General features: G+C 41.6%; 10 protein-coding genes. 6 read left to right on the forward strand and 4 right to left on the reverse strand.

What is annotated here, in order from left to right; genetic code table 11:
- Positions 1-329: 329 nt before the first annotated feature.
- Together AAFF35_RS13195 and AAFF35_RS13200 are read left to right on the forward strand one after the other, a co-directional pair.
- Complete coding sequence (locus AAFF35_RS13195) at positions 330-2,327, forward strand: phospholipase D-like domain-containing protein (protein WP_342332982.1); 1,998 nt, start codon at positions 330-332, stop codon at positions 2,325-2,327.
- Positions 2,327-3,271, forward strand: a complete 945-nt coding sequence (locus AAFF35_RS13200; RefSeq protein ID WP_342332983.1) for a hypothetical protein — start codon at positions 2,327-2,329, stop codon at positions 3,269-3,271. Before AAFF35_RS13195 ends, AAFF35_RS13200 begins: the two co-directional genes overlap by 1 nt.
- Positions 3,272-3,439: 168 nt before the next feature.
- Here AAFF35_RS13200 and AAFF35_RS13205 read toward each other — a convergent pair whose 3' ends face one another.
- Positions 3,440-4,105, reverse strand: a complete 666-nt coding sequence (locus tag AAFF35_RS13205) for a hypothetical protein (protein ID WP_342332984.1) — start codon at positions 4,103-4,105, stop codon at positions 3,440-3,442.
- Between the two features lie 10 nt (positions 4,106-4,115).
- Positions 4,116-5,375 (reverse strand): ROK family protein, encoded by a 1,260-nt coding sequence (locus AAFF35_RS13210; protein ID WP_342332985.1) that lies wholly within the window; start codon positions 5,373-5,375, stop codon positions 4,116-4,118.
- A gap of 227 nt (positions 5,376-5,602) precedes the next feature.
- On the opposite strand from AAFF35_RS13210, the gene AAFF35_RS13215 reads away from it, so the two are divergent.
- The 3 genes from AAFF35_RS13215 to AAFF35_RS13225 all read left to right on the forward strand — a co-directional run bounded on the left by AAFF35_RS13215 (position 5,603) and on the right by AAFF35_RS13225 (position 11,890).
- Positions 5,603-6,883: a Gfo/Idh/MocA family oxidoreductase gene (locus tag AAFF35_RS13215; protein ID WP_342332986.1), complete on the forward strand. Its 1,281-nt coding sequence runs from the start codon at positions 5,603-5,605 to the stop codon at positions 6,881-6,883.
- A 51-nt stretch (positions 6,884-6,934) separates the two neighbouring features.
- Positions 6,935-10,354, forward strand: coding sequence for a family 16 glycoside hydrolase (locus tag AAFF35_RS13220; protein WP_342332987.1), 3,420 nt, complete (start codon positions 6,935-6,937; stop codon positions 10,352-10,354).
- Between the two features lie 78 nt (positions 10,355-10,432).
- Positions 10,433-11,890, forward strand: a complete 1,458-nt coding sequence (locus tag AAFF35_RS13225; protein ID WP_342332988.1) for a Gfo/Idh/MocA family oxidoreductase — start codon at positions 10,433-10,435, stop codon at positions 11,888-11,890.
- A 12-nt stretch (positions 11,891-11,902) separates the two neighbouring features.
- Here the strand turns inward: AAFF35_RS13225 and AAFF35_RS13230 are convergent, their stop codons facing one another.
- A complete protein-coding gene (locus AAFF35_RS13230) occupies positions 11,903-12,685 on the reverse strand; it encodes a LuxR C-terminal-related transcriptional regulator (protein WP_342332989.1) in 783 nt (260 codons plus the stop codon).
- Between the two features lie 147 nt (positions 12,686-12,832).
- On the opposite strand from AAFF35_RS13230, the gene AAFF35_RS13235 reads away from it, so the two are divergent.
- Positions 12,833-15,646, forward strand: coding sequence for a hypothetical protein (locus AAFF35_RS13235; RefSeq protein WP_342332990.1), 2,814 nt, complete (start codon positions 12,833-12,835; stop codon positions 15,644-15,646).
- A 3-nt stretch (positions 15,647-15,649) separates the two neighbouring features.
- Here the strand turns inward: AAFF35_RS13235 and AAFF35_RS13240 are convergent, their stop codons facing one another.
- Entirely contained in the window at positions 15,650-16,564 is a 915-nt protein-coding gene (locus AAFF35_RS13240; protein ID WP_342332991.1) for a helix-turn-helix transcriptional regulator, read from the reverse strand.
- Between the last annotated feature and the right edge of the window lie 15 nt (positions 16,565-16,579).

The following is a 16,579-nucleotide window of genomic DNA, read 5'->3' on the forward strand; positions in this document are numbered from 1 at the left end:
CAAAAATTGCTCATGGCTTTACGGTTTCCCGTAAGTAAAGAGATTTGAACATCTATACTTTTGACAAGCTCAACAAAAAAAATATAAAGATGACCTGGAGTTTTCATAAGCGAATAAAAATCATCCCGGTAGTTCATTTGAACTTAAGCAAAGGTGGTATGTCAACCGCTGTAGGGATAAAAAGGGCAAGCATGCCTCAGCCTCAAATTTATAATCAAGATCGACTGGCAACGGTTTCGGGACTATCAGTCTACCGAAGAATTTGGGCTTGCATTCAGAGACTATCAGGCAAGAATTATACGATTGAAATAGCTTAAAACTTAAATATTATGCTTACAGAAAACGCTCAACTTGATCAACAGGTATTGCACAATAATAAAGAGATTTTTTCTCGTATCGTCGAAGAGCTCGAAGGAGCTGAATTCGAGATTTTAATTGCTACTGCCTGGTTTACTGATGATGAGTTATTTGACATCATCAAACGTAAGGCCATCCAGAATATAAATATATCGCTGATTATAGCAGACAATCAGGAGAATCTTAAACTGGATTTCGACGAACTTGCTTTGTTGGGCGTTTCGGTAACCAGGATAAAAAACGTCGGATATGGGATGATGAATCAGAAGTTTTGCGTAATTGACAAGCGGGTTGCACTTCATGGTTCCTACAACTGGTCAGTAAATGCAAGGAAAAATAATCATGAAAGCATTATTGTAACCAATCACGCAGAAACGGTAGCGAATTTAATTACCAACTTTAACGACATCAACCAGAAAGCCTCGATGCCTCGGGCTGAAACAGTTGTACCCAGCCCCCCTGAACTTTCCACTGTCGAATTAAAAATCGAAAATCACAGCGCTAAAGAACATGCCATTTTGGAATTTACCAAGGTACTCGATTCTATGATAGCTGCTGAAATTGGTAACTTTGACCGTAAAATGCTGAGGGGGCAGGGGTATGAGCGTTCCAGATTTAATAATGGGGATCACCAGGTACTCACCAAGTCTCTTGATACGGTTTATTCTGTTTTCATTAATGACATCGATGTGGTTGATGATAAGAAGAGACGTTTAATTACAAAGATTGATGAGCAGGAAGTGAAGAGCATTAATACCTTCGAGGAAAACCTGAATTTACAATTACAGACGGCTGAAGCAGCATCTGAAAACGAAACTTTAAATGCAAAAAATACCCTCATCAGCCTAAGGTCAGAGAGCGAAAAAAATAAACAGGAAATTCAGGGCCTTAAAACAGATAAAATCACCTTTCATGAAAAAGAGGTGGCAGGGATTAAAGAGCGCATACGCGATGCACAGCGGAATTTCATTGCACCAAAATTTAAATGGTATGAGTTTATTCCGGTAGTTTTTGCCAATATAAGTCTGGTCACTTATCTTTTTATTTTTTATTCTTCTGCATGTTATATTCTATTATTTGCTGTTGAGGATTCAAAGGCAGCTAAAGCCGCTGGGCTGGATAGTATTCCGATGGAGATATTCAATCCCAAAGCATTAAGTTTAACTTTCTCAAAGGGAGTAGCAGGGGTGATTTTTATTTTGCTGTTTGTGAGTATTCCAATCTTTTGCGCGTTGATTAAACTGTTTACCAAGAAACAGTGGATTGCTGTTCTGATGTTTATCGTTGGAATTGGTTTTATTGACGTTGCAATAGCCTATAAAGTTTCAGCTGCCATTTATGAAACTAAATTCGATGGCGGATATGAAAATGAAAAATGGCAAATGACCATGGCATTCGGCGATCCAAATTTTTACCTGGTATTTCTATTGGGTGCTTCCGGTTTAATCATGCTAAAATTCGCTTTTGAAAAATTGATATCAATCTTCGAAGAGCGCAATCCTGATATCGCCACCTTAAAAAATAGCCTGCTCATTAAACAGATGGATGAGGATGTGAAATTGCAGGAAGAAAAAATTCTTCTGATTAAAGCGAATGTTTATTCAATAGAAGCCATAAATATAGGTCTGGATGCGCAGTATAAAATAACTGAAGCCAGGCTGGAAGCCATACCCAACAAATTAAATCTGTTGAGAGAGATTAAAAAAACAGACCTGATTACTGGAAAACAACACATCAGAGATATTTCTACCATTTACAAAAGCCATGTGGAGAATGATCACCTTCCAATCTCCATCGATTCGCTTAACGACAGGATCAATATCTTCTTAGAGGGTTGGAATGATTACCTGCATGAGGAATATGCCGTATTAAAAGCAATCGAAAAATCGCGTGAGGCATTTGATACAGCTGTACGTTGGCAAAATGAAAAGATAAGTAGTACACAAATAGATAAAAGGATAAAAATCTGATGAGAAAATATATTTTAATAGGCCTCCTGGCGTTGCTGTCTGCAACGAAGTTGTCTGCCCAGAAACCAAATGAAATCACTCATTTTAACCTGATTTTTGCACCGGATTTATCGAACCGTTTAAATCCGAAACTATATCCAAAAGCTGTTAATGATGCAGATATCGTTCAGGGGGCAATGGGGAAAATATGGCCGGATATCTTACGGATCGGGAGAGATGAGGGGCAACTGGATCGGTATAGCGTTGATTTCATCAACAAAGGACTAATAGGTTTGTATAAAATCAATACCGACATATTGGTGATTGATTTTCAGTTATTTAAGAGACAGAGTGACAGGATCAATTATATTTTAGCCAGAAACAGTGTACCACGTACTTTGAAGCAGGATGTGTCTGTGTTTATGGCTGAGTATCAGAAGTTTAATAATAAAGCCGCAATCTCCAATAATGGAGCGGATATCTGGACCTATTTTCAATCCGGTATTGACGACCGGATCGTGTTACCAGCCCTGTCAACCGGCGGTAGGCTGAAGCATAAATTCCGAAATGTAATGGTTTTAATGACCGATGGCTATATCGAGGCAGGTATCTATGGTAAGGGATATGATTTGAGTGCAGCAAAAGTGAAGGATTTTAGAAATGCATTTTTGAAATCGAATATAGACGACATGAATGTTTTCTTATCTAGAAATCCCAAATTCAAGATTAAGCCCGCTAAAAATCCCTTTCTGAAAGACCTGGAAGTGATTGTGTTGGAAATGTATGACCGCTCGCTCTCTAGAGCAGGTGCTGCTACCAGGCATCCTACAGACATGGAAATTATGAAATTAATCTGGACTGATTGGATGAGAAGTTCCGGGGTAAAAAGATTTGAACTTAAATCTACAGCCAGCAACAAATCCGAGGCCGTTAAATATATTATCGACTTCTTGAAAAAGCCATAAAGCCAGTCTGATCTCCACGGTTATTCATTAGATAGGCACCCATTCATCCACTGCTATTGCCATAGACAAAGCATTCTATTGCATCCTTCCCCAGGCAAAGAAGTTCCCAGCCGATCGAAATCGGGTATTTGCTTTGAGGGCGGGCATCATCTTTTTATTCCGGTGTAATCAGCTTCGTGTCCTTCTTTTTCTTCTGATCAGCAAAATGATGAGTAGAACAATTCCTGGAAGAACCAGCCAAGCCGCAACACTGCCAACGACATAACCAATATGATAAGCTGCGAATCCAGTTGCAGAAACGCCCTGTTCTAAACTGGTTTTATCGGCAATAATCGCAATGGAATTAAAGAATTTATCCCTTTCCGGCTTCGTTTTTAACTCATTTTCAGAAAGGGTCCAGAAGTCAATGGCCAGCATCACACCATTTAAGAATAAGATTCTTTTATATCTTAAGTCAGGCAGAAGAGGATTCGATGAAGATTTGTAGACGATATCCAGGCCTTTAAGTCCATCAATTTCAAAAGGCTTTTGGCTGATTAGTTTTCCTTTCGATGCTTCAAGGACCCCATTTACATTTCCCTTATAGAATTCATCAAGTTCGCTGGATTTTAGTTCAACGTGCTTGTTTTTTGATAAATCGATGATAACCACAACATAGGTCGCATTGGCCTCTGCATAGTGGAATGTTTGCTGACCTAAAGTGTCATTGGCCGCTGGTTTTGATGGGAAATTAATGCTGATCAGGTCTGCTAAATTTTGCTTGTAACCCTCTTGTGCTGCAGCTTGATGTAAGGTAGCAAAAAAGAGAATGATAAAGATGATATGGAGTTTCATATAAGCGCGTCTATTTCTTTAATTTTTTTGTTTTGAGCAGATAGGCCTCTAAAAACCGGTCGATACCGTCGGTCGCATAACCTAAAAGTCTGGAATTTTCGCCAAGCTCAGAAGATGCGATCACCATTTTTTCTCTAATCTGCGTCATACAGTAAGTATTTATCGATTGCTGCATGGGCAACGTAATGTACTGCTTTGCTTTGGCAATCTGTCCGCTTAACACAATAAGTTCGGGATTAAATAACTGAATCAATATAGAGATTCCCTTGCCCATATTGGCCCCAACGTTAGACAACAGCTGTATGGCATATTGATCGCCTCTGTTTGCTGCATTTATAATTGCTTCCGGTTTAATCCTTTCCAGTTCTTCTTTCGATAGCTCGTTTAACATCGAGTTTTTACCTTGTAGAAGCCCTTCTTTAGCGGTTTTCGATAAAGCATTACCCGAGGCAATGGTTTCTAAACAACCGTGCTTTCCACAGTAACAAAGCGCTCCGTTTTCAATGAAAGGAATGTGCCCGAATTCGCCGGCAAAACCTGTAGCACCCCTTCTTAATTTGCCATCCATGATGATTCCCAATCCGACACCCCAATCCATGAGCAATACCAGTGCGTTTTTTTTGCCCTTTGCAAGCCCATGTCGAAATTCAGCAATGGCTGATCCGGCCATATCGTTCTGTATGATGACCGGTAAGTTAAGGGCTTTTTCAAAAGCTTGTACCAGAGGATGGTTTTCCTGGTTATCGATCAGGTAACTGTAGTTCTCGCCTTGTTCTGTGTTCACCAATCCAGGCATGCCTACATAACAACCAATGATCATATTTTGATCAATAGCGGCTGTTTGTTGCAGCGCCTGAAGGTGTGGAAGTAAAATTGAAAAGAAATCAGTTCTGTTTTTAGAAATCGGAAGGGAAACAGTGGCCACCTCAGTCATAAAATTACAGTTGTTATCCAAAATGGCTATTTTGGTGTTAAACAGCTCAATATCAACACAGATGATCAGTGCTTTTTCATTTTTTAAAGCGTATAAATCCGGCCTGCGTCCGCCAATAGACAATCCACTTCCTTTTTTTTCTATCCAACCCACATTCTGCAAATCTGTTAAAAGCTTTAGCATACTTGGTGTACTCAGACTTACAGCATCACATAGTGCGGATATAGAGGAAGATCCTGTAGAAAAGAGATGCTTTAATATTTTATATTTATGGGTAAGGTGCTTATCGTTTTTACTTTCTGATAATATGATGTCTTTTAATAAGGAAAGATCCATTGGCTAATTGTATTTATTAAGATAAGATTCGTCAACTTAATTGAAAATTTTATTAAACTAATTTTTTTTATTAAAAAAATCAGTTTATTGATAAACTTAAATAAAAAATGTCATTATATTTCCTAAACCAAACCGACTTATTTACAGTTTGTTTTCCGCAGTCAATATTTTATTTACCATAACAACCTAACCACATTTTAATTTTTCGTAACACCAATTAATTAACAATGGAACCAAAACACACAAACGAAACCAATACCAGAAGAGATTTTATTAAAAAAACAGCCGTCGGACTGGCGGCTTTCACCATAGTGCCACGCTATGTATTAGGCGGTACAGGTTTTATAGCGCCCAGCGACCGGCTAACTAAAGCCGTAATCGGAGTAGGATCCATGGGCCGTGGCCATTTTGGCTACGATGGAACACAAGTAGTGGCCATCTGCGACGTGGATACCAGACATATTGCAACAGCAGCATCAATGTTGGATAAAGGCGTTAAAACTTTTAGTGATTACCGCGAATTGCTGAAATTACCTGAAGTAGATATTGTACACATCGCCACTCCACCTCACTGGCATGGCATTATGGCTGTTGATGCAGCCAATGCAGGCAAAGACATCTGGTGTGAAAAACCGATGACCCATACCATCGGCGAAGGTAAACGCGTGATGGAAGCCGTTCAGAAACATGGCAGCATGTTCCGTCTAAATACCTGGTTCAGATTTAAAGATACTTTTTATGGAATGGGTACAACTGTAAAGCCAGTTAAGAAATTGGTGGACAGTGGTTTATTGGGTTGGCCGTTAAAGGTTACTGTAGGTAAACATACGGGTTACGACTGGAAGTTTTATTGGGTAGGGAAGGACAATCTTGCTCCTCAGCCTGTGCCACCCGAACTGGATTACGACAGATGGCTTGGCCCGGCACCTTACAAACCGTACAATGAACACCGCGTTCATCAGACTTTCCGTGGTTATTGGGATTATGATGGCGGTGGTTTGAGTGATATGGGACAGCATTATATCGACCCGATCCAATACTTTTTAGGCAAGGATGATACAAGTCCGGTTTCTGTTGAAATAGATGCCCCGCAACAACATACGGATGCAGTTGGGACCTGGAGAAGGATTACTTATACTTATGCAGATGGCTGTCAGATCATTTTAGATGGCGAAGGAAAAGATACCAATGTCCCTTATATTGAAGGGCCTAAAGGTAAACTGTATCCTGGGTTTAAATCAGATATCCCAGACCTGGAAAGGAAACTGGCCGCATTCCCGGACCCTGCGCCGCAAATGACGGATTTTGTAACCTCTGTGAAAACCAGACAAAAGTTTGCTTTGAATGAAGAGAATGGACATCGCTCGTGTAATATTGTGAATATGGGATTGGTGGCGTTGAGACTGGGTCGTTCCTTAAAGTTTGATCCTGTAAAACAGGAGTTTATTGATGATGAAGGTGCAAACAGATTGATTAATCCAGTAATGCGTGCCCCTTTTTCTATCTAACTAAATAGCGATTTTAACTACAATTCAGATTAACATTTTACACATATCATAATGATAAGAAAGATATTCTTTATCCTGCTAGCGGTAATCATGCTGCAAAATGTAGCACAGGCACAGGAGAAAAAAGACCAACGTACGGTAACGACGCGCATTGCTGATTTGCTCGCCCAAATGCCCGCAAAGGATGCAGGACTGCTGAAAAATAACATCAACGACATCGCTCGGCTGGGAGAAGAGGGCTATATCACACTCATTACCGGACTTACTGCGCCAGGCAAGGGAAATAACTCGCTATTGGAATATGCAATTGGCGGTTTCTCTGCGTATGTTACCCAGACCGGACAGGAAAACTGGCGAAAAATGGCCGTTGCTGCCTATTGCAAAGCTTTACCAAAGCTTACTGATCCGCAAAATAAATCATTTATCATCAGCCAGCTGGAGCTTGTGGGTAAAGAGGATGCGATTCCTTGTTTACAAGGTTTTTTAGCAGATCCTCTATTGGCAGATCCGGCAGGAAGAGCTTTGGTTAAAATCAATACTGTTGCCTCAAAAACAACATTGTTAAACGCCCTGAGCCAGGCAAATGGCGCGGCAAAACTTTCCATCATCGAAGCTTTAGGTGATAGCCGTTTTAAGGATGCTGCTCCGGCGATTAATGCCCTGGCGGTAAGTAATGATGCCAATACCACCAAGGTTGCATTATATGCACTTGCTTACATTGCAGATCCTTCTTCGGAAAATGTACTTGCTGCAGCGGCCGAAAAAAGTGGTTATCAATTTGAAAGTACCAATGCGACCGCCGATTATCTGATCTATGCAAAACAGTTGTTGGAAAATGGAAATACTGCCCTTGCAGAACAAATTGGAAAAAAACTAATGTCTAAAACTGCTGCTGATGAGCAGGTACGTGTTCGCACTTCTGCTTTAAAGCTTTTGGTGGAGGCAAATAAAGAAGGCAATCAACAGCTTCTGCTGGATGCTGCCGGCGACAAAAATGCATTGTATCGTGCTACAGCCTTAAAGTTCGCTGTTCCGTATGTAACGGCTGCTTCAACAGGGGCATGGGTTAAAAAGCTGGGACAGGTTGATGAGGAGGCGAAAGCTGATCTTGTCTATATGCTTGGCGAAAGCAATGCGAAGGAAGCTTTGCCTGCAATATTAAAATTATTGAAGAGTAAAAATCAAAAAGTTAAACTGGCGGCCATCAATGCGGCTACAAATATTGGCCAGGAACAGGTTCTTGGCGATTTACTACAGGTAATGAGCAAAGGTGATGCTACCGATATTGCTGCTGTTTCCGGAGTGATCGACCGAATGAAAGGCAATGACATTCCGGCAAAAGTTGCCGCTGCCATTCCCAATGCAAAACCGGAGGTACAGATTGCATTGATCAATATCCTTGCCTCACGTGCTGCAAATAGCCAATTGAATGCGGTTTATGCGCAAATGAAAAGTAAAAATCCGCAGGTACAACAAGCCGCATATACTGCTTTAAGTGCGGTGGTGGTAAATGGCGATTTGCCGAAGTTGTTTACTTTACTGAATGAAAATTCCGGAACGCAGGAACTGGCAGTACAAGCAGCAATTATAGCCGCAGTAAATGGCCCTGGTGATCAAACAGCACAGGTAGACGCGGTATTGCAGCAAATGAATACTGCTCCCGAAAATAAGAAACTATTATATTATAAAGTTCTTGCAAATTTAGGTGGCGAGCAGTCCTTAAAAGCCGTGTCTGATGGCTATGCTTCCGGTAATGAGCAAACTCAACAAGTGGCTTTAGAGGCTTTATCTGCCTGGACCGATGGAACTGCTGCAGCAACATTGATCAAAATTGCCCGTGAGACCAAAAATCCGGCTTTCCTGAATACCGCGATTAATGGTTATTTGCGTGCCGTAAAAGAAAGTACGGCTCCTGCAGAACAGAAATTGTTGCTGCTGCGCAATGCAATGGCAGTGGCACAAACTGCGGAACAGAAAAATCAGATCTTAAAGGCTACTGAACAAGCTAAATGTTTTAATGCGATCGTTTTTGCAGGTAAATATTTAGATGACGCTGCTTTACAACAGGCGGCAGCAAATGCAGTCATGAACATCACAATGGCTGGCGAGTATAACGGGGAGCTGGTTAAAGGCTTGCTGAATAAAACAATCGCGGTGATCACCGGTGGTGATAGCGGTTATCAAAAAGAAGGAATGCGCAAATATATTGCTGAAATGAAAGCAGGAGCGGGTTTCGTATCGATGTTTAATGGAACGGATCTGACGGGATGGAAAGGTCTTGTTGCGGACCCAATTAAACGCTCAAAAATGGATGCCAAAACATTGGAGGCTGAACAGAAAAAGGCAGATGCAAAAGCTTTAGACAGCTGGAAGGTGGCAAACGGAGAATTACAGTTTGCAAGTCATGGCGACAACCTGGTTACGGCCAAAAAATATGGCGATTTTGAAATGCTGGTAGACTGGAAAATCATCGATGATAAAAAAGGAGAAGGGGATGCAGGGATCTATCTTCGTGGTACACCACAGGTTCAGATCTGGGACAATGCACGTATAAAAGTAGGTGCCCAGGTAGGTTCAGGCGGTTTGTATAACAATCAGGTGAACGAAAGCAAACCACTGACGGTTGCTGACAATAAACTGGATGAATGGAATACCTTCCGTATTTTGATGAAAGGCGACCGCGTGACGGTTTATTTAAACGGTGTGCTGGTAACAGACAATGTGATCCTTGAAAATTATTGGGATAAGAACATGGCGATCTTTGCAGAAGAGCAGATTGAGCTGCAGGCGCATGGTTCTCCGGTAGCTTATCGCGATCTGTATATCAGGGAACTTCCACGTGTGAAACCTTTTGAATTGACTGCACAGGAGAAAAAAGAAGGTTATAAAGTGCTTTTTGATGGAACCAATATGCACAACTGGATGGGTAATACCACTGATTATGTGATCGAAGATGGAAACATTGCCATTCGTCCGAAACCAGGAAAAGGTTCTGGTGGTAACTTATTTACCAAAGAAGAGTTTAGCGATTTCGTGTACCGTTTTGAGTTTCAACTGACACCGGGTGCGAACAATGGTTTAGGGATCAGGGCTCCTTTAGAAGGAGATGCTGCTTATCAGGGGATGGAATTACAGATCCTGGATAGTGAAGCACCGATCTATAAAGACCTGCATATTTACCAATACCACGGTTCTATCTATGGTACCATCCCTGCAAAAAGAGGATTTTTAAAACCTGTAGGAGAATGGAATTATGAAGAGGTAATTGTCAAAGGTCCTAAAATTAAAGTGATCCTGAATGGAACAGTGATTCTTGATGCCGACATTACTGAGGCCAGAAAAAATGGTGCAGCCGATGGTCAGCCTCATCCTGGATTAATGCGTAACAGTGGCCATATTGGCTTCCTGGGTCATGGTTCCCCGGTACAGTTCAGGAACATCAGAATCAAAGACCTGAGCAAAAGAAAATAAATCCGGACACAGGCAAACAAAAAGCCCGCAAGGGCGACAAAAAATATTGGTAATATCGTAATACAAAAGAATATAAAAATGACTGAAGAGCATAAAGATTCAGCGGCAAATAGTTCAAGAAGAAACTTTATTAAAACAACCGCACTGGCAGCGGCAGGATTTATGATTGTACCCCGCCATGTATTGGGCGGTAAAGGATTTTTAGCCCCCAGCGACCGCCTTATGGTTGCTGGTGTTGGCGTAGGTGGGAAAGGAGAGAGTGACCTGGAAAGAGTCTATAGTGGTGGTAAATCTGATATTGCCTTTCTGTGTGATGTAGATGATAGAAGAGCCGCAGGATCGGTTAAGCGTTTCCCTAAAGCAAAATACTATAAAGATTACCGGCAGATGCTGGATAAGGAAGCCAAAAATATTGATGGTGTAGTCATCTCCACACCAGACCATACCCATGCGATGATTGCCATGGCGGCGATGCAACTTGGGAAACATGTGTATGTTCAAAAGCCTTTAACCCATGATATTTTCGAAGCACGCAAGCTGACAGAAGCGGCAAAGCGTTATCAGGTAGTTACCCAAATGGGGAACCAGGGGGCTTCGGGCGATGGTGTGAGACAGCTGCAGGATTGGTGCGACGCCGGTCTGATCGGTAAGGTGGAAACGGTCTATTGCTGGACAGACCGTCCGGTATGGCCTCAGGGAATTTTGTGGCCTTCTACGGCTGCTGCGATTCCGCCAGAACTGGATTGGGACTTGTGGTTGGGTTGTGCTCCTTACAAGCCTTACATCGATAAAATGGTTCCTTTTAACTGGAGAGGCTGGTGGGATTATGGTACAGGTGCCATTGGCGATATGGGCTGTCACCTTGTCGAACCGCCTTTTAGAATATTGGGGCTGGACACACCAATAGATGTACAGTGCAGTGTTGGAAGTATTTATGTAGATGAATTTCAAAGAGGATATTTTCCTGATAGCTGTCCTCCCTCAAGTCATGTGATCATGACTTTTGAGAAGACGAAAAAAACAAAAGGTAACCTGGAACTGCATTGGATGGATGGGGGAATTAAACCTGAGCGTCCGGAAGAACTGGAGGCAAACGAAGCTTTTGGTGCAAATGGAGTACTGTTCGTTGGAACGAAAGGAAAAATGATGTGTGATGTGTATGGTGCTAATCCAAGATTATTGCCATTATCCCGCAATGCAGAAGACCGGACCAAAAAGAAAACTCCTCTGGTACCAGGGGGTGTTGATGGCCATTATACCCAATGGGCAGAAGCAGCGATTGCAGGTTATGGCAAAATAAACCTGAGTTCACCATTCGAAACTGCAGGTCCGCTTACAGAAACACTTTTAATTGCAAATTTAGCGATTAGAGGAACTGATGTAAGGAGAACTAAAGCCGATGGCAATGGTTTTGACTATCCAGGAAGAGACATTAAGTTGCTTTGGGACAAACAGAATCTCAGGGTAAGTAATTTTGACGAAGTAAATCAGTTTGTAAAACGCGAATACCGTCAGGGCTGGAGCCTTGGCGTATAAACGGATAAATGCTTAAGATATGACCACATGCGATGTGACGACCCTGTTGATCGCATCGGTCATATTACAAGCCCCCGTTTTAGCGATAATGTGCTTTCGATGACTTTTTACGGTTTCAATAGCTAAATTCATCCGGGAAGCAATCTCCTTTGTGGTATGCCCTAATCTTACGAGTTCCAATACCTGCTTTTCTCTGTCAGAGAGCTTAACTAAAGTTTCGGAGAATTTTTGTTCATAGCAAAGCTGATAAGTTCCCGATTTCAATAACCTATGGATGCTGAGATTAATAGTCTGGTCATATTGAAAACCCGTAATGTCGGTGCAGTTGACATACTCTATTGCTGGCTTTCCATCCTCGGTAAACTCCATAAATGTACTCTGCCTTAAAATGTGAATATAATCATTGGCGGTAGTCTTCAGTCTGAGATTGTAACTAAATCTAAGTTTATCCCGTTGTGCCGACGGCACGTTGTAGTAGTAGTTGAAAATGGCACTATGCACGGCTCTTAGCTTTTGAACATCTTGCGAATGAATAATACTGAGCGTAAAACCAAAGCCTTTCTCCATAAATATTTCTCTGTTATAGCCCAGGATATTCTTAACAGAAGCGCTTATGAAAACGTACTGCATCGTGCTCCAGTTAAAAATACAAGAGTAACCCGGGTTGATCTTTGCATCCAGGTATTTTGGAATGGAATCGGGCTGGAATAATCCAATAGCATTCATTTTTGATTTATCAGGGTAACCGGCCAATAGGTATAGTTCACCCGGGGTTAGGTTTTGATGAGAACTCATGCGTTAAATTATGGTGGAAGATAAATATAAATAAATATTTGCATTCGCTGATCATCAATTGATTAATAATCACTCTTTTGAGGGATTGTTGGGAGGTGTGATAATGAGGATATTCGATGTGCTAGTTGACCTTCAAAATCATTTGTTATGCATTATTATAGACTTGTGTTTTATTTTTTGCTCATAGGATTACTGTTGACTTCCAGTATGACGAGTAAAAATAGTTTTCTATTGAAGACCCCTCATGCCAAGGCCGGAATATATAGCCTGGAACTTACTGCTCAGGATGCGCTTCAGGATTCCATCCTCGGGGATTGGAAAAAGTCCTATTTCTACCAGCTTGAGCAATCTGCTGATCAGCAGATTCATGAGATCCGGCCAACTAAAATAAACGGACTAAAGGTTGCTTATCAGCAGACACTGGCTGATTTTGGTTTTATCTTCTTCTATGTGGGATTTTTGTCTCTGATGTTCTGGAGATATCTCGCCCGGAACCCAATGAATCCCGCGGCAGGGAAAAGTAGGCTCTGGCTTTATTTGACGGGAATGGTTCTCCTTGCGGGATTGATGGATATGATAGAGAATTTTCAATTGCTGAGGGTGATCAGACCGCATCTGCAGGAGCCCTATGTAGCAAATGTTTCTGCTCATGCCTGGATGGTATTTGTTCCTGCAGTAATCAAGTTTGCACTGCTGATCCTGGCCATCTGGCGGTTTGCATGGAAGGCTGATCTGTACAAAATGATAATGGCATGGTTAAAATCAGGTTCAGCTATGCTGAAATTTTTTATCGGTCTGACCTGGACTTACAGGATCGTTCTGATTGTGCTCTTTGTACTGTATGCGCTTTTGAGATTTAGTGATCAGGGACAGGATCTTTTAGTTACCATAAATACTTCCCGACAAGGAACCATCATATTTTATATCCTGATTAGCATTTTAGCAGCGCTCAATTGGTACCTGCCTAAAATTTATCATAAATCGACACCTGAGACATCGGAACGGCTCGATGCTGAAGCCGGGGATAAAGTTAAACTGGATTATGCAAGGCTACTTGGGACGATTACATTTCTGGTTCCGGCAACCGGGATACTATATACCATGGAGGCTTATCACATTCCATATCTGTTACAAAGTATCCCCGTCACGGTTCTTTTTCTGGCTTTTATTCTGTTTTATACTAACCTATTGCGTTTCAACGGACTTGATGAGGTCTATATGTCGGGTCAAACCTTCCTGGCCAAAAGATACTGGATTAGTATAATTCTGATCCTTTTCTATATCATTCTATTGGGATTTTTTGTAGGAAATAATCAAACCCCCAAGTATTTAGCGTACCTCTCGATTGGCTTTTATTTGCTTTCTTTTGGTTTTCTGCTGACCGTAACTTATAGAAGAAAAATGAATTTTCTTAAAGAGGTTAAGATCGGTCGGATTGTAATTGGAGTAAGCCTGATTGTTTTGGTTCTTTTTCTGGCCTTTAACTTTCAGTCGGTATTGTTCTTTTTCATTCGTCAGGATCGTTTTTTTTCACTTCCGGTCGTTATAGCCGCGCTCATCACGTATGTACTTATCTTTTCCTTTTTACTCATTATCGGGAAGAAGAAGGGAATTCAGCTCATTACATTTCTGCTGCTGCTAGGCTTTGTCATCTCTTTTTCCTGGATCACAGATTTTCATAAAATCTATACGGTCAGTGGTAAATCCAATCCGGATTCACTGAGTACCTACGTGGAGAAATGGATTGAAAGTCGTTCCGGAGAGATTACACAATTTAACCAGGATTTTAATCAGCCTTATCCGGTGTTCTTTGTTAACGCACATGGAGGAGGGATCCGCGCAACAGCCTGGACAACCATGGTGATCGGGAAACTTGATCAGAAACTTCTTGGCAGAAAGAAAAATGAGAACAGCTCATTCAACGATTTCCAACATTATGTCTTTTCCTATTCAGGGTCTTCAGGAGGCACAGTTGGTCTCTCCCTGCTTTGTGCAGCCCGAATGGACCGGACTCAACCAGATCTTGGAAAAGTGTTTTATCCTGAGCAATCCAGCAAGATCTACGAGCACGATTACCTTACCGGGAATATCGTAGGCATATTTGGCCGTGATGCCTTCATGAGCGCATTCGGTTTGCATGGCATTGCTGACCGGTCAAGAATACAGGAGATAGGATGGGAGTGCTTCCTGAAGAAGCGCTTTGGCATCAATTATAGCAGGACTCTTGGGGAGGGCTGGCTTGATCCTGCGATGAATGTTCCGCTTCTTTTTTCCAATACTTATGATGTGAATACGGGATTCAAAGGAATTGTCAGCCCCTTGAAACTCAGTGCTATGGATTTTCCAGGAGCCTTGTTTATCAGGGATTTAATTCCGGAAGGACAGGATTTGAGTTTAAGTACTGCGGCCCTTCTGAGTGCAAGGTTTCCCTATGTCAGTTCGACAGGTAAATTTGATGAAAGACATCAGTTTACCGATGGAGGGACAATAGAAAACTCAGGAGGAGAGACTTCTCTTCAGGCAATAAGGGTTTTTAACCGGGTCTTTAAAGAGATGAAAGCTAAAAGCGGGGAGAAATATGGGCACCTGGAGGTTAAGGTCAATATTCTTTCTCTGCCTAACGGTTTTGAGAGCATTGATTCCTGTGAACGGATTAAAAATATAAATCAGATTTTTGCCCCGGCTCTGGGTATTCTCAACAGCATAAACGGCAATACGATTAAGTCAGATTCGACCAACAGGTATATGGCTAAAACCAACAACTGGGGATATTATTCGATCAGGCCAAAGCTTGAAAAGTATTTAGATGTCTGGCCTGTGCTTCCATTGGGATGGCAGATCTCGGACTATGCGCTGAAACAAATGAAAACTACTTTGGCCCGTCAGGAGCTGATGACGGATTCCATCTTAAAGGATTTTCCGTGGTATAAGAGGAAATTAGCAAAATCAGGCAGGAACTGAAGATTATTGAAAGGACTGCCGGAATGCTAAAGGAGATACATTGGTTTTTCTTTTGAACAGTTTATTGAAAGACTGCGGATGTTCAAAGCCCAATTGATAGGCCACTTCTGCAACCGATAGATTGCTGGTGGATAAAATTTCTTTGGCCTTTTCAATGAGTTGATGGTGGATGTATTGCTGTGCATTTTGACCGATCAGGGAACGGAGCATATCGCTTAAATAACGGGAGGAAACATGGAGCTGACCGGCCAGGTATTGTACCGTCGGCAAGCCATTGAGCAATGCTGTTTTATGGTTGAAATAGTTGTTTAACAGGTTTTCTAATGCGCTCAATACATCATTATTGACCGCTTTCCGGGTAATGAACTGACGCTTATAAAAGCGGTTGCTATAATTTAGCAGCAACTCGATTTGTGTAACAATAACATCCTGGCTGTATTCGTCTATGGCAGACTGCAATTCATCTTCAATATTTTTGAAGACGGCAATGATGATCGTTTTTTCTTTGTCAGACAAGTGAAGCGCCTCGTTGGTATCATAGGAAAAGAAACCGAAGTTCTTAATCGTTTTTCCCAAAGGATAGTTTCTGATAAAGTCAGGATGAATGAGTAAGGTATGACCTAAATATTCAGTATCATCGGTGGTGGCCAGCAATTGATTGGGTGAGGTAAAGACCATCCCACCTTCATCAAAATCATAATAGCTTTGCCCATATCTTATTTTTCCGTTAAGCCCCTTTTTATAAGAGATCTTATAAAAATTAAGTAGAAAAGAGCCGGGCAATTGATCTTTATCTACGGCAATCGCAGTATTGTCAACCAGGCTTACCAGGGGGTGCAGAGGCTTTGGTAAGCCCAGCACCCGGTGTAATTCTGATATCGAATTGAACTGATATGGAATGTGTTCTTCTCTTTTCACCTGATAAAGATAAGC

The sequence above is a fragment of the Pedobacter sp. FW305-3-2-15-E-R2A2 genome (genome assembly GCF_038446955.1).
Taxonomy (GTDB): Bacteria; Bacteroidota; Bacteroidia; order Sphingobacteriales; family Sphingobacteriaceae; genus Pedobacter.